The sequence below is a fragment of the Streptomyces sp. NPDC002838 genome (genome assembly GCF_040295365.1).
Taxonomy (GTDB): Bacteria; Actinomycetota; Actinomycetes; order Streptomycetales; family Streptomycetaceae; genus Streptomyces.
Map to the genome: position 1 here is coordinate 139,575 of NZ_JBEOVF010000018.1, position 22,439 is coordinate 162,013.

Here is a 22,439-nt window from a genome sequence, read left to right on the forward strand (position 1 = left end):
GGAGAGGCCTTGACGGAACGTGTCGGCCGAGGGTTGGCTGTACATGATCAATCAATGGCGAAACAGAAAAGTCCAGACCGGAAGCTCGGGCCGAGAGCGCCTCAAAGGTGAACGAGCCGGAAATGAGCGCGTGAGGAAGTCCCCGCGGTGTCCCCACCCCCGCCACCCTTCGGGCGCGGCCGCAAGCACGCCCGCCGATCGCTCGACGCGGCCCTCGACGACGCCGAACTCGTCGCCGCGCGCGCCGCGCTGTCCCAAGGGCGGTGGCAGGCCGCCCGCACGCTCCTCGCCCACACCGGCGACGACTGGGACCGCCGAGGACACCGGGTCACCGTCCTCGCCCTGGAGCCCTACAGCGCCGCCTGGGCGCGCGACTGGCTGCTCGCCGATCCCGACTCCGCCGACGCCGCCGTCCTGCTCGCCCTCGCCCAGGTCCGGCGCGCCCTGCGCGGCAAGGAGACGCCGGTCCGGGCCCGGGAGGCCTGCAAGGCCGCCGCTGCCCTCGTGCCCGCCGACCCCACGCCCTGGCTCGGCCTGCTCATGCTGGAGCGCTCCCTCGGTGCCGGGGAGGAGGTCGTCCGGCTCTTCGGCGAAGTGCGCGCGCGGTACACCGATCACCACCACGCCCATCACCTGATGGTCGCCCGCATCGCCGAGCACCGCCCCGACGCCGGCCCCGACCCCCTGCACGAGGTCTACGATTTCGCCGCCTGGGCCGCCGAGCAGGCACCCGCCGACTCCCCGCTCGCGATCCTCCCGGTCGTCGCGCACGCCGAGCGCTACCGCGTGCTGGCCGCCGCCGGACACGAGCCCCCCGATCCAGCCGCCTCCGAGCACTGGACCGGCCGCCGGGCCCGGCAGGTGATGAAGGCCGCGTTCGACTGGTGGCTGGAGTGGGAGCACGAGGGCCACCCCCGGCGGCTGGTCGATCTCAACTTCCTCGCCCACGCCAAGGCCTGCGAGGGCCGGGGCGCCGAAGCGGCCGCCCTGTTCCACCGCATCGGTGAACACGCCACACCGGCGCCGTGGTCGTACCCGGACCGCGATCCGTATCCCGCCTTCCGTGCCGCTCGCGACAGCGCGCTGGGCGCGGTCTGACATCCCCGGCACATCCCCGGCACATCCACGACACATCCCCGACTCCGAACGAAGGACGGTCTCCCGATGACCACGGGCAGTTCGAGCACGAGCACATCAACGGCCGACGGCATCAGCACCTTCAAAGGCCAGGAGCGGGCGCTGCGGGCCGGCCGCCTCGGCACCGGCGGCCTGCTGCTCTCCGTCCTCGCGGCGACCGCCCCCCTCATGGTCGTCGCGGGTGTCATGCCCACCACATTCGCGGTGATGGGCATCGTCGGACAGCCGCTCCTCTTCGTTCTCCTCGGTGTGGTCCTGGTCCTCTTCAGCGTCGGCTACGCGGAGATGAGCCGGCACGTCCACAACGCGGGCGCCTTCTACGCGTACATCTCCCGCGGCCTCGGCGGTACGGCGGGGGCCGGCGCGGCCCTCGTCGCCCTCGTCGCCTACAACGCCCTCCAGATCGGCATCTACGGCATCTTCGGCTTCGAGGTCTCCGGCCTCTTCGCCACCTACGCCGACCTCGAGGTCGCCTGGTGGATACCGGCCCTGGTGGCCGCGCTCGTCGTCGGCATGCTGGGCTGGCTGAAGATCGACGTCAACGCGCGCGTGCTCGGCGTCCTGCTGATCGTCGAGGTGGCCCTGGTGGTCATCTTCGACATCGCGGCCGTCGCCGACCCCGGCGCGGAGGGCCTGTCCCTGCACGCCTTCAACCCGGACACCCTCAGCGGCGCCGGCGTCGGCACCGCCCTGTGCTTCTGCATCGCGGCCTTCCTCGGCTTCGAGCAGGCGCCCGTGTACGCCGAGGAGACCAGCCGCCCGCACATCCTGGTGCCCCGCGTGATGTTCCTCGCGGTCGGCGGGGTCGCCGTCTTCTTCGCGTTCAGCAGCTGGGCCCTCACCGTCGCCACCGGCCCCGCGGCCGTCGTCGGCGAGGCACAGAAGCAGAGCGCCGGACTGCTGTTCTCGCTCACCGAGTCCCGGCTCGGCGGCACCTTCACGGACGTCCTGCACGTCCTGTTCGTGACCGGCATGTTCGCGGCCCTGCTCAGCTTCCACAACGTCGTCGCCCGGTACGCCTTCGCCATGGGCCGCGAGGGCCTGCTGCCCGCCGCGTTCGGCCGCACCAACAGCACGAGCGGCGCTCCCGGCACCGGTTCACTGCTGCAGACCGCCGTGGCCGTGGTCGTCGTGGCCGTGTTCGCGGTCGCCGACGACAAGCCGGCGGGAGATCCCACCGAGCCCGTCCTGCACCTGTTCACCTGGTTCGGCAACATCGGTGCTCTCGGCGTGATCGTGCTGATGGCGGCGGCCTGCGTGTCGGTCATCGTGTTCTTCGTCCGCCGCGGCGCCGCGGCCGCCCAGGCCTGGCGGCTGCTCACCTCCGCCCTGGCCGGCACCGCCCTGCTCGTGATCGCCGGCTACACCGTCAAGGACTTCGACGTCCTGGTCGGCGCCGGCCCCGGCTCGTCGCTGAGCTGGATGCTGCCCGGGATCATCGGGCTCGCCCTGCTGATCGGCCTGGTGCAGGGTCTGGTTCTGCGCGCCCGCCGTCCCGAGGCGCACGCCCGTATCGGGCTCGGCAACGAGGCGTTCCAGCTGGAGAAGGCCGCGGAGAAGGCGTCGTAACGAACCGGGACCCGCGTAAGAAGTGATTACGGAACCCTGACGAGCACCCGCGACCCCTGGTTCGCCCCGGGCCGCGGGTGTTCGAATGAACCCGTGAACTCCGAACAGCCCGAGGAGCGCGGCACACCCGTCGGCCGCCGCGTCGTCCTCGGCACCCTCGGCCTGGGCGCGCTCGGCGTGATCGCCGCCCCCACCCTGCAACGCGGTCTGGAGGCCTTCCTCGGCAGCGCCGCCGACAAGGACCCCACCGGCCTGACGGGCCTGCTCCCGAACGGCGGCGGCTTCCGCTACTACTCGGTCACGTCCTCCGTGCCCCACAAGAACGCCGAGAACTACCGCCTCACCGTCGACGGTCTCGTCGACCGACCGGGCAGCTACACCCTGGCCGACCTGCGCGCCCTGCCGCAGACCCGGATGGTCAAGGACGTCCAGTGCGTCACCGGCTGGCGGGTCCCCGACACGCCGTTCGAAGGGGTGCGGCTGTCCCGGCTGCTCGACGCCGCCGGAGTGCGGGCGAAGGCCGGGGCCGTGCGCTTCACCTGCTTCGACGGCGCGTACACCGAGAGCCTCACCCTCGACCAGGCCCGCCGCGCGGACGTCCTGGTCGCCCTGCGCATGCAGGACAAGGACCTCGGCCACTCCCACGGCGGCCCGGTCCGCCTCTACGTGGCGCCCATGTACTTCTACAAGTCCGCCAAGTGGCTCTCCGGTATCACCGTCACCGAGGACGTGAAGCCGGGCTACTGGGAGGAACGGGGCTACGACGTCGACGCCTGGGTCGGCCGTTCGAACGGGCGGGACGATGAGCCTACGAGTTGACGCCCCGGCCGACGCGGCGAGGCTGCCGCGCTTCAGCCGCGCCGAGCGGTGGGTGCACCGCACCACGGCCGCGCTGATGGGCGTGTGCGTGGTGACGGCGGCCTGCCTGTACGTCCCGCAGCTCGCCGAACTCGTCGGCCGCCGCGAGCTCGTGGTCCGCGTCCACGAGTGGGCCGGCCTCGCCCTGCCCGTGCCCGTCCTGGCGGGCCTCGCCTCCCGCGCGTTCCGTGGCGACCTGCGCTTCCTGAACCGCTTCGGCCCGCACGACCGCGTCTGGCTGCGCGCCGCCCTGCGGCGCGACAGACGGCCCGCGTCCCGCCCGGCGGGCAAGTTCAACGCCGGGCAGAAGGTCTACGCGGCCTGGATCGCCGGGGCGACGCTGGTGATGCTCGGCACGGGCCTGGTGATGTGGTTCACCCACCTCACCCCGCTGGTGTGGCGGACCAGCGCGACCTTCGTCCACGACTGGCTCGCGCTGACCATCGGCATCGTGCTGGCCGGCCACATCGGCATGGCCCTCGCCGACCCGGAGGCCCGCCGCGGCATGCGCACCGGGTCGGTGAGCCGGGAGTGGGCGGAAAAAGAGCACCCCCTGTGGCGTCCCTAGGCGTGGCGCCCCTAGGGCCTGTCCGGCCGATCATGCCGCAGACGCGGGATCTGGCACGCCCATCTGCGGCGTTGTCGTCGGTCGCCGACTCCCCCACGCTCGAACGCGCTCGCGCGGGGGACCCCCATCGCCGCCGCTCACCTGCGTCGATGAGGCGCCGCTGCCTTCCTGCGACCTGATCCGCCGGACAGGCCCTAGGGCCCTTCTGATGGATCTCCGCAGCGTCGCGACGCCCGGCACGCACGCTCGCACCGAACGCCGCTCCTTCTCCTGCGGAGATCCATCAGAAGGGCCCTAGGCCTCGAAGTCCAGCAGCACCTTGCACGACCTGCTCCGGTCCGCCGCCAGCGCGAACGCCGCCTCCGCCTCCGCCACCGGAACCACCGCGCTGACCAGCCCGTCGAACACCGGCTCCGCCGCGAGCAGTTCGAGCGCCTCGTCGAACTCTCCGTCGAAGCGGAACGCTCCCCGCAGCTCGATCTCCCGGCTCACGACGAGGTTCCCCGCGAAGGGGCTCTGCCCGGACGGCAGCATCCCGAGCTGCACGACGACCCCGCCGCGCCGCACCAGCCGGAGACAGGTGTCGAGGCCCGCGGCCACCCCGGACGCCTCCACGGCCGTATCCACCTCGGACGGCCATCCGGCGTCGGACGGATCATCCGCGCGTACGACGGTGTCGGCGCCCGCCGCCGAGGCGTACCGCAGCGCCTCCGGGAGCAGGTCCGTCGCCGTCACGTGGTCGGCGCCGGCCGCCTTGGCCGCCGCGACCACGAGACACCCGATGGGACCCGCGCCGGTGACCAGGACGTGCCTGCCTCGCAGGTCCCCGGCCCGCCGTACCGCGTGCAGCGCCACCGACAGCGGCTCGGCGAGCGCCGCCCGGCGCAGTTCGAGACCCGCCGGAAGCGGCCTCAACTGCTCCGTCGGGACGACCACTTGGGCCGCGAACCCGCCCTGGACGTGCGGGAAGCGCGCCGCGCTGCCGAGGTAGCGGGTGTCCCGGCAGACGTTGCGCCGCCCGTCCGCGCACTCCGGGCACACCCCGCAGGGCGTGGCGGGGTGCACGGCAACGGCTGTACCGACCACCGGACCCGAGGCGCCGTCACCGTACGAGACGACCGTGCCCACCACCTCGTGGCCCAGCACCATCGGCTCCCGGAGCCGGAAGTCGCCGACTCCGCCGTGCCGCCAGTAGTGCAGGTCGGACCCGCAGACTCCGCCGTAGCGGACGGCGACCAGCGCCTGCCCGGGGCCGGGCGTAGGCGCCGGCAGTTCCTCGGTGCGCAGGTCGCCCTGACCGTGGATCACACAACCCAGCATCACAGTCTCCCTGGTGGTCACAGCACGCTCGTCATGCCGCCGTCGACATAGAGCACCTGCCCACTGACGAAGTCCGCGGCGGGCGAGGCGAGGAACAGCACCCCGCCCACCAGGTCCTCCGTACGGCCCCAGCGGCCGGCCGGGGTGCGGCGCCGTACCCACGCGCTGAACTCCTCGTCCTCGACGAGGGCTTGGGTCAGCTCGGTCTCGATGTAGCCGGGGCCGAGACCGTTGACCTGCACGCCGTACGGACCCCAGTCCGCGCACATGCCCTTGGTGAGCATCTTCAGCGCGCCCTTGGTGGCCGCGTAGGGCGCGATGCCCGGGCGGACCACCTCGCTCTGCAGCGAGCAGATGTTGATGATCTTGCCGTGGCCGCGTTCCGTCATCCGGCGCGCGGCCTCCCGGCCGACCAGGAACGCGCTGGTGAGGTTGGTGTCCAGGATCCGGTGCCAGTCGGACTCCGCGAACTCCAGCAGCGGGGCGCGCAGTTGCATGCCCGCGTTGTTGACCAGGATGTCGAGCGGGCCGACCCGCTCCTCGACGTCCGCGATTCCGGCGTGCACCGACGCCCCGTCGGTGACGTCGAACGCGGCCGTGTGCACGTCTCCCGACAACTCGGCGGCGGCCTTGGTGAGCCGGTCGCCGTCCCGTCCGTTGAGGACGACCCGGCAGCCCGCCTCCACCAGCCCGCGGGCCAGCGCGAGTCCGATGCCCCGGCTGGAGCCGGTGACCAGGGCGGTACGCCCGCTGATGTCGAACAGGGGGTGACTCATCGCCGTACTCCTAGATGATCAGCGAAAGGAGCAGGACCACACCGCCGGCGACCACCGAGATGATCGTCTCCATCACGGACCAGGTTTTGAGGGTCTGGCCGACGTTCAGGCCGAAGTACTCCTTCACCAACCAGAATCCGGCGTCGTTGACATGGCTGAAGAAGAGTGAGCCGGCGCCGATGGCCAGGACGAGCAGGGCCGCGTGGGTCGTCGACATGTCGGCCGCGAGCGGGGCGACCAGACCGGCCGCCGAGACCGTGGCCACGGTCGCCGAGCCGGTCGCCAGCCGGATGGCCACCGCGATCAGCCAGGCAAGCAGCAGGGCGGGTATGGACCAGTCCTCGGATATGTCCAGGACCATCTGGCCCACACCTGAGTCGATCAGCGTCTGCTTGAAGCCGCCGCCCGCGCCGACTATGAGGAGGATGCCCGCGATGGGCGCGAGGCCCTTCTCGACGAGCTGCGAGACCCGCTCCTTGGCGAACCCGGCGGGCCGCAGGAGGGTGAAGATGCCCACCAGCACGGCGGCGAGCAGGGCGATCAGCGGCGAACCGATGACGTCGAAGACGCGCTGGACGGTGTTCTCGGGGTCGTCGATGACGATGTCGACCAGCGCCTTGGACAGCATCAGGACGACCGGCAGGAGGATCGTGGCCAGGGTCGCGCCGAAGCCGGGACGCTTCTCCAGTTCCTCCGAGGCACGCTGCGGGATCATGCGGTCGGGGGCCGGGACGTCCACCCAGCGAGCCGCGTACCGCGCGAACAGCGGACCGGAGATGATCACCGTCGGGATGGCGACCAGGACGCCCAGCGCGAGCGTGACGCCCAGGTTGGCGCCGACCGCGTCGATCGCGACCAGCGGGCCGGGGTGCGGCGGCACCAGGCCGTGCATCACGGACAGACCGGCGAGCGCCGGGATGCCGATCTTCATGAGCGAGTAGTTGCCCCGCTTGGCGACCATCAGCACGACCGGGATCAGCAGCACGACGCCGACCTCGAAGAACAGCGGCAGACCGATCACCGAGGCGATCAGCACCATGGCCCACGGCATCGACCGGCCGCTCGCCCTGGCGAGGATCGTGTCGACGATCTGGTCGGCGCCGCCGGAGTCGGCGAGCATCTTGCCGAGGATCGCACCGAGGGCGATCAGCACGCCCACGCCGGCGACCGTGGTGCCGAGCCCGGTGGTGAAGCTGGTGATGGCCTTGTCGAGCGGTGCCCCGGCGAACGCGCCGAGGGCCAGCGACCCGAGGGTCAGCGACAGGAAGGCGTGGAGCTTGAACTTGGTGATGAGCAGGACGATGACGGCGATGCCCGCCAGTACGGCGATGCCCAGCTGAGCGTGGCCGGCCGAGGTGATCGGCTCGGGTGCGTCCGCTGCCAGCATCTCAACGCTGAGTCTGGTCACGGGGGTCCCTTGCAGTACGGGGATGGGGGAGGGAGGGGGTGTTACCGGGGTGCGTCGGGAAGGGACGCGTGGGGAAGGGAGTTCAGCGCCCGCACCGCTCGCTCGGTGATCTCCTCCGGGCTGCCGGAGACGTCCACGGCGATACCGGCCTCGTCCGCCCCGAGCGGCTGGAGCGTGGCGAACTGCGAGTCCAGCAGCGCCGTCGGCATGAAGTGACCCTGCCGGTGCGCCATTCGGTCCTCGATGAGCTTCCGGTCGCCCGTGAGGTGCACGAACGTGATCCCGGGAGCGGCGGCCCTGAGCCGGTCGCGGTACGACCGCTTCAGCGCCGAACAGCTGACCACCCCGCCGAGCCCGGCCCGCCCGTGCGCCCAGGCGCCGATGGCGTCGAGCCACGGCCACCGGTCCGCGTCGTCGAGCGGGGTGCCGGCCGACATCTTGTCGATGTTGGCCGGCGGGTGGAAGTCGTCACCCTCGGCGTACGGGACACCCAGCCGGGCGGCGAGCAGAGTACCGATCGTGGTCTTGCCCGTGCCGGAGACGCCCATCACCACGACGACGTGCGGGGTACGCATCACTGCCTCGCTGTCTTCCTCGACCTACGACGTCGACATCTGACGTCGCCATACTGAAACCCATTAGGTACGACGAATTCAAGCCCCAGTCGCAAATAAGTCTGACTTTTTGTTCCCGTGACATGCCGCGTACGCTGAGTGCATGAGCACATCGGGCCGGGGGCTGCACGGCCGGGTACTGGAAACCCTCGGCCCCGCGATCACCGCGGGCGAGTACCCGCCGGGCAGCGTTCTGCGCACCGACGAACTGGCACAGCGTTTCGACGTCTCACGCTCCGTGATGCGCGAGGCGGTCCGGGTCCTGGAGTCCATGCACCTCGTCGAGTCCCGCCGCCGGGTGGGCGTGACGGTGCGTCCCACGGCCGAGTGGAACGTCTACGACCCCCAGGTCATCCGCTGGCGCCTGGCCGGCGCCGACCGCCCGCGCCAACTGCGCTCCCTCACGGTGCTGCGCTCCGCGATCGAACCGGTCGCCGCGGGCCTGGCCGCGAAGAACGCCACCGCCGACCAGTGCGCCGAACTCACCGAGTGCGCCCTGGGCATGGTGGCCCACTCACGCGGACACCAGCTGGAGGGCTACCTCGTCCACGACATCGCCTTCCACCGGGTCATCCTCTGCGCCTCCGGCAACGAGATGTTCGCCCGGCTCGGCGACGTCGTCGCGGAGGTCCTGGCCGGCCGCACCCATCACGAGGTCATGTTCGAGGACCCCGACCCGGCCGCCGTCACCCTTCACGTCCAGGTGGCGGAGGCGGTCCGCGGGGGCGACGCGGCCCGCGCGGAGGAACTGACCCGGGAGATCACGGTGGGAGCGCTCCAGGAGCTGGACATACTCGCGCCGTAGGCCCTCAGGCCTCGGGGAAGTCCCCGTCGACGTACGTCCACGCCCCGTCGACCCGCTCGAACCGGCTGCGCTCACGCAGGGCACCGCCCCGGTAGGAGGCCCGGAACTCGACGGTCCCGGTGTTGTGGAACGCCGACCCGTCCCGTGTCCCGAGGATCTCCAGCCCCGTCCACCGCGTCCCCGGATCGAGGTCGAGCCGCGCCGGCCGGGTCCGCGGATGCCAGGTCCGCAGAAGATACGGAGCGTTCCCCTTCACGAAGGCGCTGTACCGCGACCGCATGAGCGCCTCGGCGGTGGGTGCGGCGGCGGCACCCGAGAGATACCGGCCGCAGCACTGGTCGTACGCCTGAGGCAGCCCGCACGGGCAGGAACGACTGGTCATGGCCCCATTGTGCTAGACGGCCGCCCGGGTCTCGGGCATCGGCAACGGCGGCAGCGCCGTCCCGTACACCCACGCCTCGAACAGCTCGTCCAGCGGCTCCGCCGCGAACCGGGCCACATGCGCGGTGAACGTCGCCGTACTCACCGCCCCACCGCGGTGCAGCCCCGCCCACCCGCGCAGCATCCGGAAGAACGCGTCGTCGCCCATCGCGCACCGCACCGCGTGCAGGGTCAGCCCACCGCGCTCGTAGAGCCGGTCGTCGAACATCGACTTCCGCCCGGGGTCGGCCAGTTGGAGATCCTGCGGAAGCGACGACAGCAACCGGTGTGCGGCGGCGGCGTGCTGATGGGCCGGTCGCCCGCCCGACCGCTCCGACCACAGCCACTCGGCGTACTTGGCGAACCCCTCGTTCAGCCAGATGTGCCGCCAGTCCGCGATGGACACGCTGTTGCCGAACCACTGGTGCGCGAGCTCATGCGCCACCAGCCGCTCCGAACCCCGCGCCCCGTCCACATGGTTGGCGCCGAACAGCGACAACCCCTGGGCCTCGACGGGGACGTCGAGCTCCTCCTCGGTCACCACGACGGCGTACTCGTCGAAGGGGTACGGCCCGAAGAGCTGCTGGAAGAGATGCATCATCCCGGGCTGCCGCGCGAAGTCCCGCGAGAACTCCGGCAGCATGTGCGCCGGAATGTGCCCGTGCTGCGGTACGCCGCCGAGCCCAGGGTCGCCCAGCAGCACCGTCTGGTACTTGCCGATCGACAGACCCACCAGATAGCTGGACGTCGGCGCCGACTGCTCGTACACCCACGTCGTCGTCGAAGCCTTCGTCGTACGGGTCAGCAGGCGCCCGCCCGCCACCACCTGGTACGCGGACGGCGTGGTGATCGAGATCTGGTACGAGGCCTTGTCGGCGGGCCGGTCGTTGCACGGATACCAGGACGGCGCCCCGATCGGCTGGCTCGCCACCAGCGCCCCGTCCTCCAGCTCCTCCCAGCCGAGCCCGCCCCAGGGGCTGGCGACCGGCTTGGGGTTGCCCGACCAGTGCACCTCCACCGTGAACGCGGCCCCGGCCCGGATCGGCTTGGCGGGGCGGATGCGCAGCTTGCCGCCCCGGTGCGTGTAGTGCGGCTGCCGGCCGTCGACCCGCACCCGGCCGACCTTGAAGTCGGCCAGGTTGAGCTGGAACTCGGCGAGCGGCGACCGTCCCGCGATGGCGTTGATCCGGGCCGTCCCCGACAGCCGGTTCGGATCCGGGCGGTAGTCCAGCGCGAGTTCGTAGCGGTGCACCCGGTAACGGGGATCGCCGTTGGCCGGAAAGTACGGGTCCGGACCCACTGCCTGCTGAACGGCCACTGCTGCGTCTGCTCCCTGCGCTGTGCTCGAACGTCGTGCCGGTGCACCGTCCCCCGGCCGAGCCGCGCTCAGGAACGCCATGACTCGATCGGGTTGCCCAGCCAGCGGGTGTCGTCGGGAACGGACTCCGCGGCCATGACCAGCGACGCCGGACCCAGTGTGGTACGGGCCCCGACCGTGCTGCCGGGCAGGACGATTCCGCCAGGACCCAGCGTCGCGCCCTCACGGAGGACCACAGTATCCGTCCGCAAGATCCGGTCGTGGAAGAGGTGCGTCTGGAGCACACAGCCCCGGTTGACCGTCGCCGCGTCCTGCAGCGTCACCAGGTCCGTCTCCGGCAGCCAGTAGCTCTCGACCCACACGCCCTTGCCGATGTGCGCCCCGAGCCCGCGCAGCCACGCCGTCATCACCGGCGTACCCGGCACCGAACCGGCCAGCCAGGGCACGGCCACGACCTCGACGAAGGTGTCCGCCAGCTCGTTGCGCCACACGAAACCGCTCCACAGCGGATGCTCCCCGCCGCGGTGCCGCCCGACGAGCAGCCACTTCGCCACGATCGACACCAGGCCCGCCGCGACCCCCGCCCCGAGCAGCACCAGCCCCGACAGCAGCGGCGCCCACGCGCCCAGCGCACACAGCGCGGCCACCGTCAGCACGGCCAGCCCCGCCGAGCAGAACACCGGCACGATCCGGCACAGCTCCACCAGACCGCGCGCCCACAGCAGCCGCGCCGGCGGGTCGTAGGTCCGGCTCTGGTCGCCGCCGGCCGCCGCGCGCGGCAGTTTCACCGGTGGCAGCCCCAGGTACGAGCTGCCCTTTTTCGCCTTCTTCGGCGTCGCCGACAGCACCCCGACGAGCCCGCCGTCCGGCACGGAACGCCCCGGCGCGGTCATCCCCGAGTTCCCGAGGAAGGCCCGCCGCCCGATCTCCGCGCGCCCGATCCGCATCCAGCCGCCACCGAGCTCGTACGGCGCGGTCAGCGTGTCGTCGGCCAGGAACGCGCCTTCACCGACCGTCGTCAGGCTGGGCAGCGCGAGGACGGTCGACACTTCGGCGCCCCTGCCGATCCGCATCCCGAGCAGCCGCAGCCACACCGGCGTGACCAGCCCGGCGTACAGCGGGAAGAGGGTCTCGCGCGAGCGGTCCATCAGCTGCGTGACCGTCCAGGCCTGCCAGCCGATCCGGCTGTGCGTGGGACGGGTGCCCTCGCGCAGGCCGAGGCTCAGCAGTCGTACGGCGATCAGGAGCAGCAGCGCGAACGCCAGCCCGTAGGCCAGGGTCGCCGGTACGAGGGCCAGCGCGACACCGCTCACGGTCACGTCCGGCGTGATGAACGCGTGGGCCACGAGGAGCGCCGCCCCGCCCGCGAGCAAGGGCAGGACGCTGAGCGCGAAGCCCGTCGCGCCGTACATCGCACGCCAGTACGCGCCCCGCACCGGCCGCTCCTTGGGCCAGTTCCGCTTGGCCTTGCCGAGCTTGACCGCGGGCGCGCCCGCCCACCGCTGCCCGGTCGGAATCTGACCGGTGACCGCCGATCCCGGCGCCACCTCGGCGCGCTTGCCGACGCGGGCGCCCGGAAAGAGCATGCTGCGCGTGCCGACGACGGCGTGCGCGCCCACCTTGACCGGGCCGACCTCCAGCCGGTCGCCGTCCAGCCAGTACCCGGACAGGTCGACCTCTGACTCCACGGCCGCGCCCCGCCCCAGCTTGAGCATGCCGGTGACCGGCGGCAGCGAGTGCAAGTCCACGTCCGGACCGACTTTGGCGCCCAGCGCCCGCGCGTACCGCTCCAGCCACGACCCGGTCAGCGAGGTCGCCCCGCTGAACTCGGCCAGCCGCTCGGCGGTCCACAGCCGCAGATGCACGCTGCCGCCGCGCGCGTACCTTCCCGGCCGCACTGTTCGCAGCAGCAGCCGCGCCCCGCCCGCCGCGATCGCGAGCCGCCCCGGCGGGCTGAAGAGGAGAACGGCCCCGGCCGCGACCAGCCACCAAGGGGCGGTCGGCAGCCAGGAGTACACGGGGAGCAGGTTCCCGAGCGCGGCGAGCGCCACCGTCCAGCGCAGCCCCAGCAGGGTGAACAGCGGGACCATCAGCAGGAGCTGGACCACCTGGGCGCGTACCGGAACCGGAGCGACGACACGTTCGGCACCGTCGTCCTGCGCCGACTCCTCCAGATGCCGGGCCAACTTCCGCAGCACCGGCTGCTGGTAGATGTCGAGGACGGCGGCGCTCGGGTAGCGGGTGCGCAGCCTGGTGGTCAGCTGGGCGGCGGCGAGGCTGCTGCCGCCGATCGCGAAGAAGTCGTCCCGCGCACTCGTCACGGGGATGCCGAGCACCTCGCTCCACTGCTCGGCGAGCCACGCCTCGGTGCCGTACAACTCCTCGACCGGACCGGCGTTCTGCAGCCCCTCCAGCGGCCACGGCAGGGCGCCCCGGTCCACCTTGCCGCTGGTCCGGGTCGGCAGCTCGTCGACCGGCGCGAGCAACGGGACGAGCGCGGCGGGCAGTTCCGCCCGCAGCTTCTCGACGGCCGCCGCGTGGTCCCAGCCCTCCTGCGTCACGATGTAACCGACGAGCAGCTGATTGCCGCTGCGGGCGGTCCGTACGGCGGCCGCGGCCCCGGCGACACCGGGCAGCGCCTGCAGCGCCGAGTCCACCTCACCGAGCTCGATGCGCCGCCCGCCCAGCTTGATCTGCTCGTCGGCCCGCCCGAGGAACACCAGCCCCTCGGGCTCCGCCTTGACGAGGTCACCGCTGCGGTACGCCCGCGCCCACCCGAGGGACTCCAGCGGCGCGTACTTCTCCGCGTCCTTCTCGGCGTCGAGGTACCGCGCGAGCCCGACCCCGCCGATCACCAACTGCCCACTGGCGCCCATCGGCACGGGCTTCCCGGCCTCGTCGACGACGGCCAGCTCCCAGCCGTCCAGCGGCAGCCCGATCCGGATCGGCTCCTCACCGGTCATCAGCGAGGCACAGGCCACGACGGTCGCCTCGGTGGGCCCATAGGTGTTCCACACCTCGCGCCCCTCGGTCACCAGCCGCTGCACCAGCTCGGGCGGGCATGCCTCACCGCCGAAGATCAGCAGCCGTACGTCGTTGAGGGTCTCGGGCTCCCACAGCGCGGCCAGCGTCGGCACGGTCGACACGACGGTGATCTCCTGCTCGACCAGCCAGGGCCCGAGATCGGCACCGCTCCTGACCTGCGAGCGCGGCACGGGCACCAGACACGCCCCGTACCGCCAGGCCAGCCACATCTCCTCGCAGGACGCGTCGAAGGCGACGGACAGCCCCGCCATGACCCGGTCCCCGGGCCCGATCGGATCCTCGGTCAGGAACAGCGCGGCCTCGGCGTCCACGAAGGCGGCGGCGCTGCGATGGCTGACGGCGACGCCCTTGGGCTTCCCGGTGGACCCGGAGGTGAAGATGATCCACGCGTCGTGCCCGATGCCGGGCCGGGCGGCGGGGAGTTCGGAGACGCCGTGCATGGTGAGTTCGTGCCCGGCCCCGACGACGGCCCGCACGTCCGCTTCCCCGAACACCAACTCGGCCCGCTCGTCCGGGTCCTCGGCGTCCACGGGAACGTAGGCGGCACCCGCGGCCAGCACGGCGAGGATCGCCACGTACAGGTCATTGGTCCCGGAGGGCACCCGAACACCCACCCGGTCACCGAGACCGACCCCGGCGACCGCGAGCCTGCGCCGCAGGGTCTCCACCTCGACGGCCAGCGCACGGTAGGTGAGCTGCGTCGTGCCGTCGTCCAGGGCGAGTTCGTCCGGATGCGAGCGTACGGACGCGTCGAAGACGTCCACGAGCGTGCGTGGAGAGGCGGCCGGCCCCCCGGAGAAGCGTGCCGTATCACCGAACCGCTCGCGGATCTCTTCGTCGAGCAGACCGAGAGCACTGCTCTCGTGTATGGCTGCCATCGGGTCCTCGCGTCTCGATCCCGGAAGCCTCCGGGGCGCTGGCGGGCCCGCAGGTCTGCCTGGGGTTGTCCGGCTCCAGCTCCGTAACAAGCCGGAAATATTAGTACGACGCTAGGCTCGACCCCTGTTGCCGACCACTCGGAAAGGCCGTTCGGAGGGCCCCTAGATCATCGCGAACCGCCGATGACCAGCCGGTTCGTCCGCCGAACGAGAGATGCCCCACAACCATGCCTTCGACGTGTCCCAGGGGTGGCTGCCGAGGGGGCAGGCGCGCGCCGACGGGGCTGCCGACGGGGGCCGGGCGACTCCCCATTCGCGCCGGAAAAGCAAAAAACCCCTGGTGAACAGGGGTTTCAGCTGGTGTCCGAGGGGGGACTTGAACCCCCACGCCCGATAAAGGGCACTAGCACCTCAAGCTAGCGCGTCTGCCATTCCGCCACCCGGACAAGGTGTCTGCCGTGCGGGGTTTCCCCGCGGCGACAGAGGAAACATTACCAGGCTTCCGAAGGTGGCCGATCACCCCCCGCCCGGGTCGTGAACGGCGTGTGACGGGCCGGGACCGGTCTTGGGGTGCGGCCCGGGGGAGGGGGAGGATGAGGGGAAGCACCAGCAGCGACGGCGCGGAGGAAGCAGCGTGAGCGAGACGGACACGACCAGGCACGTCACCGGCGAGGACGAGGTCGTGGACCTCTGCCGCGAGCTGATCCAGATCGACACCAGCAACTACGGCGACCACTCGGGACCGGGCGAGCGCAAGGCGGCCGAGTACGTCGCCGAGAAGCTCGCCGAGGTGGGCCTTCAGCCGCAGATCTTCGAGTCGCACCCGGGGCGCGCCTCCACGGTGGCCCGCATCGAGGGGGAGGATCCGTCCCGGCCCGCGCTGCTGATCCACGGCCACCTCGACGTCGTACCGGCCAACGCGACCGACTGGACCCACAACCCCTTCTCCGGCGAGGTCGCGGACGGGTGCGTGTGGGGGCGTGGTGCCGTCGACATGAAGGACATGGACGCGATGACCCTCGCGGTCGTCCGTGACCGGCTGCGCAGCGGGCGCAGGCCGCCCCGCGACATCGTCCTCGCCTTCCTCGCGGACGAGGAGGCGGGCGGCAAGTACGGCGCGCGGCACCTGGTCGACAACCACGCCGGCCTTTTCGAGGGCGTCACCGAGGCGATCAGCGAGGTGGGCGGGTTCTCGTTCACCGTGAGCGAGCAGCGGCGGCTCTATCTGATCCAGACGGCCGAGAAGGGCATGCACTGGATGAAGCTGACCGTGGCCGGCACCGCCGGGCACGGCTCGATGATCCACCGGGACAACGCGATCACCGAACTGTCGGAGGCGGTCGCGCGGGTGGGCCGGCACAAGTTCCCGGTGCGGGTCACCAAGACCACCCGGGCGTTCCTCGACGAACTCGGCGACGCGCTCGGCACCGAACTCGACCCGGAGGACATGGAGTCGACCCTCGCCCGGCTCGGCGGCATCGCCAAGCTCATCGGCGCGACCTTGAGCAACACGGCCAACCCCACGCAGCTCGGCGCCGGCTACAAGGTCAACGTCATTCCCGGCGAGGCCACCGCGCACGTCGACGGGCGTTTCCTGCCCGGGCACGAGGAGGAGTTCCTCGCCGACCTCGACCGGATTCTCGGCCCGAAGGTGCGGCGCGAGGACGTGCACGCCGACAAGGCCGTCGAGACCACCTTCGACGGGGCGCTGGTGGAGGCCATGCAGTCCGCGCTGCTGGCCGAGGACCCCGCCGCCAAGGCGATCCCCTACATGCTTTCCGGCGGAACGGACGCCAAGTCCTTCGACGACCTGGGCATCCGCGGCTTCGGCTTCGCGCCGCTCAAGCTGCCGCCGGAGCTGGACTTCGCGGGCATGTTCCACGGCGTCGACGAGCGGGTGCCGGTGGACGGGCTGAAATTCGGCGTGCGGGTGCTGGACCGGTTCATCGACGCGTCCTGAATTGCCTGAGTGAAACGACACTTCTGTATTCGCTCGGGCGTGCGGAAACCGGCCGGGAAGAGTGAATGCGACCATAAGCTCGTAGCTCCATTACTCCCTCCTCGTTACTGATGATGTGATCCGCTACTTGGGATCGCATTGCCAACAAGGAGGAATAATGATCAAGAAGGTCGTCGCTGCTGCGGCTGCCACCGGTGGACTGGTTCTCGCGGGCGCGGGCGTCGCCGCCGCCGACGCGGGTGCTCAGGGTGCCGCCGTGCACTCTCCGGGTGTCCTGTCCGGCAACGTGGTTCAGGTGCCTGTTCACGTCCCGGTGAACGTCTGCGGCAACACGGTCTCCGTGATCGGGCTGCTGAACCCCGCCTTCGGCAACACCTGCGTCAACAAGTGATGTTGTGCCTCGCCCCCTAAGGGGCTGAGCCCGTCGGCCCCGGAGCGCGTGCCATGCGCTCCGGGGCCGACGGGCCTTTCGGAACGGTTCTTTTCCGACGTCGAGAATTCGGGACAAGGTCGAAGGCAGGGATTCAACGAATGCGACAGGTCACCCGCAAGGGCCTGATGACCGTGGCGGCCGCGACCGGCGTGATCGCCGCCGCGGGCAGCGCCGCCCACGCAACCGGCTCGGGTGCGAGCGGCTCCAGTTCGAACTCGCCCGGCGTGCTGTCGGGCAACACGGTGCAGGCGCCGGTGAACGCGCCGGTGAACGTCTGCGGCAACACGGTCAACGTCGTCGGGGTCCTCAACCCGGCGATGGGCAACAAGTGCGTCAACACCGGAGTCAAGAGCGGCGGCAGCGGCTCGTCCGGCGGATACGGCGACTCCGGCGGCTCCGGGGGTTCGGGGGGCTCCTACGCGGGCGGTCACACCGACGGCTCGCCGGGCGTCGGCTCGGGCAACCACGTCGAGGTGCCGATCGACGCGCCGGTGAACGTCTGCGGCAACAGCGTCAACGTCATCGGGATCGGCAACACGGCCACGGACAACGACTGCGCGAACGGGGGCGGTTCCGGCGGCGGGCACCCCAGCACGCCTCCGGGAGGCGGCGACGGCACGACGCCGCCCGGAACCCCGGACCAGCCCGGCAACCCCGGGCATCCCGGCGACCCCGGACAGCCCGGTGACCCCGGCGACCCGAACACCCCGGAGAACCCGGTGGAGCCCGGCCGCCCCGGTGCTCCGAACACGCCGCCCCCCTCGGGCGGGGAGACGCCGGGCGGCTCCTCGCACGCCAACCAGCCGGGAGCCCAGTCGGTCATCCAGCCCCAGGGCGCCGCGCAGCTCGCGGACACCGGCAGTGACCTGCCGATGGGTCTCGTCCTCCCCATGGGCGCGGGGGCGCTGCTGGCGGGCGCGGTGCTCTACCGGAAGGCACGCGCCTCGGCGTAACCCGGCACCACCCGCACAACTCGTGCACGGCGACTGAAAATACCGCGAACTTCCCCGGTGGTACGCACGACGGGGCGGGCCCTGACTCGGTGGGCCCGCTCCGTTTCCGTCGCCTCAGCTCACCACGTGGCGCGTACCTGGCGGATGATCCGCCGGCGCAGCCGCACCCTGCGGCTGCCGTCGCGCAGCAGGCTCAGGCGGTCCAACTCCCAGTGTCCGTACTCGGCATGGTCCGTCAGCAGGCGTGTGGCGTCCTTGCGGGAGACTCCGCGCGGTACGTACACGTCGACAAATTCGTATTCCGGCATCGCATCTATTGTGCGGGCAGAGCCCCTGTACGGATAGCGTCTGCACTATGTCTGATGCTGCGCAGCCCACCGCTGCCGAGGTACGCGCCGCCGCCGAGGCGGTCAAGACCGCGCTCGACCGCCACCTGGCCGCGGTCGAACGCCGGTCGGGGGAGGACGACCCGGCCGTCTACGAGGCGTTCAACGAGCTGGCCGCGGCCGCGGAGGTGTACGACGAACTGCTCTACGACCGTTATGACGAGGTCACGCCTTTCGAGATCCCCGGAGCGGACGATTCGCTGCCGCCGTACACGGGCCCCGAGGAACCGAACGCGCTGAGCGTGCTGATCCGCCGCGACTACGCCGTGGTGGAACCGCAGCGGCTGCTGGCCCAGGCCCAGCGGATCGAGGCGGCGGACTACGAGGCGGACGCGGGCACCGAGGCCTCCGGCACGGTCCACGGCGCGATGGGCATCCTGTTCGGCGAGTTCGAACCGGACGAGATCGCCTCCCGGCACAAGGAGTTCGGCCTGGAGGAGGGCGACTCCACGCTCTGGGTGACGGCCGCGGACGAACCGGCCGACCCCGGCGAGTGGCTGGAGGCACCGTTCGAGCAGATCGACCCCCAGCGAGTGGTCTGCCGCTTCGACGTCAGCGCGGTCTTCGACGAGGAGATCGACGACGGTGACGACGGTGACGACGAGGAGGACGAGGCCGACGACCTCGACACGGACGCGGACCTGGACGAGGACGAGGATCTCGAGCCGCTGGACGCGGATCGCCGAGCATGAGACCGACCACGGCGGCGGCCCCGGAGCCCGAACTCCGGGGGCCGCCGCCGTCGTCATGGAGTCGTCGCCCCAGGCCGTTCTCCGGTCAGCCGGTGGCCGTCGGGACCTGCGGGGCGAGCAGGGTGGGCAGGCGGGTGGTGCGGGGCTTGGCCGGGATCTCGGCCACGGCCCGGGGCAGCGCCTGTTCCGCGCCGTGAACCACGGACAGATGCCGCTCCGCCCGCCCGAACGCCGTGTACACCCACGGCCGGCTGAGCGCCTGCGCGGCGTCGCCGGGCAGCACCACGACCACCGCCGGCCACCGGCCGCCCACCGCCTGGTGCGCGGTCAGCGCCCAGCCGTGCCGCACAGACTGTTCCACCCGCTCCTTCGGTACGACGACGGCCTCGCCGGCGCACGACAGGTGCAGCCCCTCGGCGTCGGCCTTCACCACGCGACCCGGCAGCGTACGGCCCGGTGCGGGGGAGTAGACGATCCGGTCGCCGGGGTCGAAGCCGCCGAAGCGGCCGGGACCCGGGTTGAGCCGCTCCTTCAGCGCCGCGTTCAGCACGCGCGTGCCGGCCGCGCCGCCATGGCCCGGCGTGATCACCTGGGTGTCCTCCGACGGTACGCCGATCGCCCGCGGCACCGAGTCCGCGACCAGCTGCACGGCCCGGTGCACGGCCTCGCCCGCGTCGCGCACGGGCACGATCACGACCTCCTTGCCGGGTGCCTCGACCTGATGGAGCTCGCCGATGCCGATACCGGAGACCAGTTCGCCGAGCGGGCCGGGGTCCGGCCGCCGGGAGGCGACCTGCGGGCAGACCCGTGCCGCCAGCAGATCGGCGAACACCCGCCCGGGACCGGCGGACCACAGCACCGCCGGGTCGCCGGCCAGCACCAGCCGGGCGCCGTCCGGCAGCGACTCCGCGAGCAGCGCCGCAGTCTCCACATCCAGCTGGGGCGCGTCGAGCACGACGAGCAGGCCGAGGTCCAGCGTGCCGTCGGCGTCCCGGCCCGGCCCCTCGGCGCCGGAGAGCAGCCCGGCGACGGTGGCGACGGTCGGCTCGGGCGCGTCCGGCGCGTCGGCCCGGCCCACCAGGCCCGCGAAGCGCTCACGGCCGATCGGGCTGTGGGCGGCGGCCCAGGCACGCAACCCGAGACCACGAGCCGCATCCAGCAACGCCGCGGGCTCCGCCAGTGAGGCCTCCCCGCCGGTGTGCAGAACCAGACCGTGCCCCGCGACCGCACGGATCAGCTCGGCGGCGGACCCTCCGGCCGAGGCGGCGGCCCGCTCCCACTCCGCACCCGAACCGTCCTCCTTCGGCACGGAGTTGATCACCCGGGCCAGCCCGTCGGCGAGGCTCTCCTCCGCGAGGGCGTACCTCTCAAGACCCACGAGAACCCGGACCGGCCGCTCCTCTTCCTCCTCCGGTTCCGGAGCGGTTGGGTCGAGGGCGTCCTGGAAGACCAGGGCGTCACCCTCGGCGAGGGCGCTGTGGACGGCCGCGTCGGGATCCGGCACGCTCCGCTGGGCCAGCGCGGCGGTGAGCGCCGACATCTCCAGGGCGGTGTGCCCGGCGAGGGCCGCCTGTTCCAGCAGCCAGACGGTGACCGCCCGCCCGCGCCGCTCGTCGTCCGGCCCGCACTCCGCACCCAGCAACGCGCGCGCGAACCCGTCGGCCTGCTCGGGCCGCACACCGCCGACCCGCAGCAACTGCCAGGGATCCGCCCGCAGCAACTCACCGGCACCCTCGCCAAGAAGCGAGGCGACCTGCGGCGCGAGCCCATCCGGCGCCCCACCCTCGCTCAGCACCAGCCGCACCGCTTCGACGGTCTCCGGCGCGGGACCCGCCGCCACCGCGGCGGCACTGGCGGACACCGGCTGGGGCCTCGGCTCCGCCTCGGTCCGGCGTGGCGTGGGCTCGGGCTCCCGGAAGACGGTGGCCACGGGCTTCGCACCACTCTCCACAGCCCGTACGGCGGCGAGAAGATCGGCGGCCGTCCCACTGAGCTTGGTCCCGCTGGCGATGCGCTTCTTCTCGGCCTTCCGCTTCTCGATCCGCTCCCGCTCGAGCTGCTGGGCGGCCAACTCGGCCTCGGCCTCGGACAACTGAGCCGCGTCCTTGCCTGCCTCGGCGTCTCCGGCCGTGCCGCCCTCAGCAGCGTCACCGCCCTCGGCGTCTCCGGCCTCGGCGTCTCCGGCCTCCGGGCCGCCGCCCTCCTCGGCGTCGCCCGGCGTCCCCGGCTCGGCGTCCACAGCTTCCTCGGCGGGCTCCGGCTCCGTGCTCACAGCGTGCTCCAGTCGTGATCGGGATAGCGGTGCACGGGCGCCGACACGTCGTCGAGCGCCCGGCAGATCTCGTCAGGAAGACTAAGGGCCTCCACTGACAATGCCGCCGTGAGCTGCTGTGCGTTGCGCGAGCCGACGATCGGCGCGGCCACGCCCGGCCGGTCGCGGACCCAGGCGAGAGCCACCTGGAGCGGCGTCACCGCCAGCCCGTCCGCCGCCGTCGTCACGGCGTCCACGATCCGGCTCGCGGTGTCGTCGAGGTACGGCGCGACGAAGGGCGCCAGGTGCTCCGAAGCACCTCGCGAGTCGGCGGGCGTCGAGTGCCGGTACTTGCCCGTGAGCACGCCGCGTCCGAGCGGGGACGAGGGAAGCATGCCGATCCCGGAATCCATCGCGGCCGGCAGCACCTCGCGCTCGACACCACGCTGGAGCAGCGAGTACTCCATTTGCGTACTCGCCAGCCGGGTCCGTGTGCCCGGCGCCGCGAGCTGCCAGGTCGCGGCCTTGGCGAGCTGCCAGCCGCAGAAGTTGGAGACGCCCGCGTACCGGGCCCGCCCGCTGCCGACCGCCAGGTCCAGCGCGTGCAGGGTCTCCTCCAACGGGGTGTCCGGGTCGAAGGCGTGGACGTGCCACACGTCGACGTAGTCCGTGCCGAGCCGGTCCAGCGAGGCGTCCAGCGCGGAGAGCAGATGCCCGCGCGAGCCGTCGAACCGACGATCCGGGTCGGGCACGCTGCCGGCCTTCGTCGAGATGACCAGGTCCCGACGCGGCACCAGGCCTTCTATGAGGCGTCCGAGCAGATACTCGGCCTCTCCGTCGCCGTACACGTCCGCCGTGTCGACGAGGGTCCCGCCGGCTTCCCAGAACGTCTTCAAGAGGTCCGCGGCGTCGTGCTCGTCGGTGTCCCGACCCCACGTGAGCGTGCCGAGCCCGATCCGTGACACACGCAGGCCGGTGCGGCCGAGATGCCTCTGCTCCATGAACGCCGAGATTACTGGCCAGAACCTGCCGTGTGGGGGCCTGTGGA

19 protein-coding genes and 1 tRNA gene are annotated in these 22,439 nt (G+C 71.9%); 9 read left to right on the forward strand and 11 right to left on the reverse strand.

Going from position 1 to position 22,439, the window contains the following annotated elements; all coding sequences use genetic code 11:
• Positions 1-147 precede the first annotated feature (147 nt).
• The 4 genes from ABT063_RS23485 (at position 148) to ABT063_RS23500 (ending at position 4,132) form a co-directional block, all read left to right on the forward strand.
• The gene (locus ABT063_RS23485) at positions 148-1,098 is read left to right on the forward strand and encodes a hypothetical protein (RefSeq protein WP_351059533.1); all 951 of its coding nucleotides are present in this window, start codon (positions 148-150) and stop codon (positions 1,096-1,098) included.
• Positions 1,099-1,164: 66 nt separating this feature from the next.
• Positions 1,165-2,706 (forward strand): APC family permease, encoded by a 1,542-nt coding sequence (locus ABT063_RS23490; protein WP_351059536.1) that lies wholly within the window; start codon positions 1,165-1,167, stop codon positions 2,704-2,706.
• A 93-nt stretch (positions 2,707-2,799) separates the two neighbouring features.
• Positions 2,800-3,525, forward strand: coding sequence for a molybdopterin-dependent oxidoreductase (locus ABT063_RS23495; RefSeq protein WP_351059539.1), 726 nt, complete (start codon positions 2,800-2,802; stop codon positions 3,523-3,525).
• Positions 3,509-4,132, forward strand: coding sequence for a cytochrome b/b6 domain-containing protein (locus ABT063_RS23500; protein ID WP_351059542.1), 624 nt, complete (start codon positions 3,509-3,511; stop codon positions 4,130-4,132). The genes ABT063_RS23495 and ABT063_RS23500 overlap by 17 nt, the downstream gene beginning before the upstream one ends.
• A gap of 294 nt (positions 4,133-4,426) precedes the next feature.
• On the opposite strand, the gene ABT063_RS23505 is transcribed toward ABT063_RS23500, so the two are convergent.
• Genes ABT063_RS23505 through ABT063_RS23520 form a run of 4 tightly spaced genes read right to left on the reverse strand, consistent with a single transcriptional unit; the run spans position 4,427 to position 8,211 of the window.
• Entirely contained in the window at positions 4,427-5,452 is a 1,026-nt protein-coding gene (locus ABT063_RS23505; RefSeq protein WP_351059545.1) for an L-idonate 5-dehydrogenase, read from the reverse strand.
• Positions 5,453-5,469: 17 nt separating this feature from the next.
• On the reverse strand, positions 5,470-6,228 hold the full coding sequence (locus ABT063_RS23510; protein ID WP_351059548.1) for a glucose 1-dehydrogenase: 759 nt from the start codon (positions 6,226-6,228) through the stop codon (positions 5,470-5,472).
• Positions 6,229-6,238: 10 nt separating this feature from the next.
• Positions 6,239-7,636, reverse strand: a complete 1,398-nt coding sequence (locus ABT063_RS23515) for a GntP family permease (RefSeq protein WP_351059551.1) — start codon at positions 7,634-7,636, stop codon at positions 6,239-6,241.
• A 41-nt stretch (positions 7,637-7,677) separates the two neighbouring features.
• Positions 7,678-8,211, reverse strand: coding sequence for a gluconokinase (locus ABT063_RS23520; protein ID WP_351059554.1), 534 nt, complete (start codon positions 8,209-8,211; stop codon positions 7,678-7,680).
• Positions 8,212-8,353: 142 nt separating this feature from the next.
• On the opposite strand from ABT063_RS23520, the gene ABT063_RS23525 reads away from it, so the two are divergent.
• Positions 8,354-9,055: a FadR/GntR family transcriptional regulator gene (locus tag ABT063_RS23525; protein ID WP_351059557.1), complete on the forward strand. Its 702-nt coding sequence runs from the start codon at positions 8,354-8,356 to the stop codon at positions 9,053-9,055.
• Between the two features lie 4 nt (positions 9,056-9,059).
• Here the strand turns inward: ABT063_RS23525 and ABT063_RS23530 are convergent, their stop codons facing one another.
• The 4 genes from ABT063_RS23530 to ABT063_RS23545 all read right to left on the reverse strand — a co-directional run bounded on the left by ABT063_RS23530 (position 9,060) and on the right by ABT063_RS23545 (position 15,162).
• Complete coding sequence (locus ABT063_RS23530; RefSeq protein WP_351059560.1) at positions 9,060-9,437, reverse strand: YchJ family protein; 378 nt, start codon at positions 9,435-9,437, stop codon at positions 9,060-9,062.
• Positions 9,438-9,449: 12 nt separating this feature from the next.
• Entirely contained in the window at positions 9,450-10,793 is a 1,344-nt protein-coding gene (locus ABT063_RS23535) for a M1 family metallopeptidase (RefSeq protein ID WP_351059563.1), read from the reverse strand.
• 68 nt (positions 10,794-10,861) lie between these two features.
• A complete protein-coding gene (locus ABT063_RS23540) occupies positions 10,862-14,716 on the reverse strand; it encodes a Pls/PosA family non-ribosomal peptide synthetase (protein WP_351059566.1) in 3,855 nt (1,284 codons plus the stop codon).
• Positions 14,717-15,074: 358 nt separating this feature from the next.
• Positions 15,075-15,162: transfer RNA gene (locus tag ABT063_RS23545), tRNA-Leu, on the reverse strand.
• 188 nt (positions 15,163-15,350) lie between these two features.
• Here ABT063_RS23545 and ABT063_RS23550 point away from each other — a divergent pair.
• The 3 genes from ABT063_RS23550 (at position 15,351) to ABT063_RS23560 (ending at position 18,062) form a co-directional block, all read left to right on the forward strand.
• A complete protein-coding gene (locus ABT063_RS23550; protein WP_351059569.1) occupies positions 15,351-16,676 on the forward strand; it encodes a M20/M25/M40 family metallo-hydrolase in 1,326 nt (441 codons plus the stop codon).
• A gap of 157 nt (positions 16,677-16,833) precedes the next feature.
• Positions 16,834-17,067 (forward strand): chaplin ChpH, encoded by a 234-nt coding sequence (gene chpH, locus ABT063_RS23555; RefSeq protein WP_351059571.1) that lies wholly within the window; start codon positions 16,834-16,836, stop codon positions 17,065-17,067.
• Positions 17,068-17,207: 140 nt separating this feature from the next.
• Complete coding sequence (locus tag ABT063_RS23560) at positions 17,208-18,062, forward strand: chaplin (protein ID WP_351059574.1); 855 nt, start codon at positions 17,208-17,210, stop codon at positions 18,060-18,062.
• 119 nt (positions 18,063-18,181) lie between these two features.
• Here ABT063_RS23560 and ABT063_RS23565 read toward each other — a convergent pair whose 3' ends face one another.
• Positions 18,182-18,370, reverse strand: coding sequence for a DUF5703 family protein (locus ABT063_RS23565; protein WP_005485166.1), 189 nt, complete (start codon positions 18,368-18,370; stop codon positions 18,182-18,184).
• Positions 18,371-18,417: 47 nt separating this feature from the next.
• On the opposite strand from ABT063_RS23565, the gene ABT063_RS23570 reads away from it, so the two are divergent.
• Complete coding sequence (locus ABT063_RS23570; RefSeq protein ID WP_351059577.1) at positions 18,418-19,140, forward strand: hypothetical protein; 723 nt, start codon at positions 18,418-18,420, stop codon at positions 19,138-19,140.
• Positions 19,141-19,225: 85 nt separating this feature from the next.
• On the opposite strand, the gene ABT063_RS23575 is transcribed toward ABT063_RS23570, so the two are convergent.
• Both ABT063_RS23575 and ABT063_RS23580 read right to left on the reverse strand, forming a co-directional pair.
• Positions 19,226-21,412 (reverse strand): helix-hairpin-helix domain-containing protein, encoded by a 2,187-nt coding sequence (locus ABT063_RS23575; RefSeq protein WP_351059580.1) that lies wholly within the window; start codon positions 21,410-21,412, stop codon positions 19,226-19,228.
• Positions 21,409-22,392, reverse strand: coding sequence for an aldo/keto reductase (locus ABT063_RS23580; protein WP_351059583.1), 984 nt, complete (start codon positions 22,390-22,392; stop codon positions 21,409-21,411). The genes ABT063_RS23575 and ABT063_RS23580 overlap by 4 nt, the downstream gene beginning before the upstream one ends.
• Between the last annotated feature and the right edge of the window lie 47 nt (positions 22,393-22,439).

What these genes read in the sequence shown, in the direction of transcription:
- ABT063_RS23490 (WP_351059536.1), top strand. Translation starts at nt 1,165, where the DNA reads ATGACCACGGGCAGTTCGAGCACGAGCACATCAACGGCCGACGGCATC.
- ABT063_RS23500 (WP_351059542.1), top strand. Translation starts at nt 3,509, where the DNA reads ATGAGCCTACGAGTTGACGCCCCGGCCGACGCGGCGAGGCTGCCGCGC.
- ABT063_RS23505 (WP_351059545.1), bottom strand. Translation starts at nt 5,452, where the DNA reads ATGCTGGGTTGTGTGATCCACGGTCAGGGCGACCTGCGCACCGAGGAA.
- ABT063_RS23510 (WP_351059548.1), bottom strand. Translation starts at nt 6,228, where the DNA reads ATGAGTCACCCCCTGTTCGACATCAGCGGGCGTACCGCCCTGGTCACC.
- ABT063_RS23520 (WP_351059554.1), bottom strand. Translation starts at nt 8,211, where the DNA reads ATGCGTACCCCGCACGTCGTCGTGGTGATGGGCGTCTCCGGCACGGGC.
- ABT063_RS23525 (WP_351059557.1), top strand. Translation starts at nt 8,354, where the DNA reads ATGAGCACATCGGGCCGGGGGCTGCACGGCCGGGTACTGGAAACCCTC.
- ABT063_RS23530 (WP_351059560.1), bottom strand. Translation starts at nt 9,437, where the DNA reads ATGACCAGTCGTTCCTGCCCGTGCGGGCTGCCTCAGGCGTACGACCAG.
- ABT063_RS23540 (WP_351059566.1), bottom strand. Translation starts at nt 14,716, where the DNA reads ATGGCAGCCATACACGAGAGCAGTGCTCTCGGTCTGCTCGACGAAGAG.
- chpH (WP_351059571.1), top strand. Translation starts at nt 16,834, where the DNA reads ATGATCAAGAAGGTCGTCGCTGCTGCGGCTGCCACCGGTGGACTGGTT.
- ABT063_RS23560 (WP_351059574.1), top strand. Translation starts at nt 17,208, where the DNA reads ATGCGACAGGTCACCCGCAAGGGCCTGATGACCGTGGCGGCCGCGACC.
- ABT063_RS23565 (WP_005485166.1), bottom strand. Translation starts at nt 18,370, where the DNA reads ATGCCGGAATACGAATTTGTCGACGTGTACGTACCGCGCGGAGTCTCC.
- ABT063_RS23570 (WP_351059577.1), top strand. Translation starts at nt 18,418, where the DNA reads ATGTCTGATGCTGCGCAGCCCACCGCTGCCGAGGTACGCGCCGCCGCC.
- ABT063_RS23580 (WP_351059583.1), bottom strand. Translation starts at nt 22,392, where the DNA reads ATGGAGCAGAGGCATCTCGGCCGCACCGGCCTGCGTGTGTCACGGATC.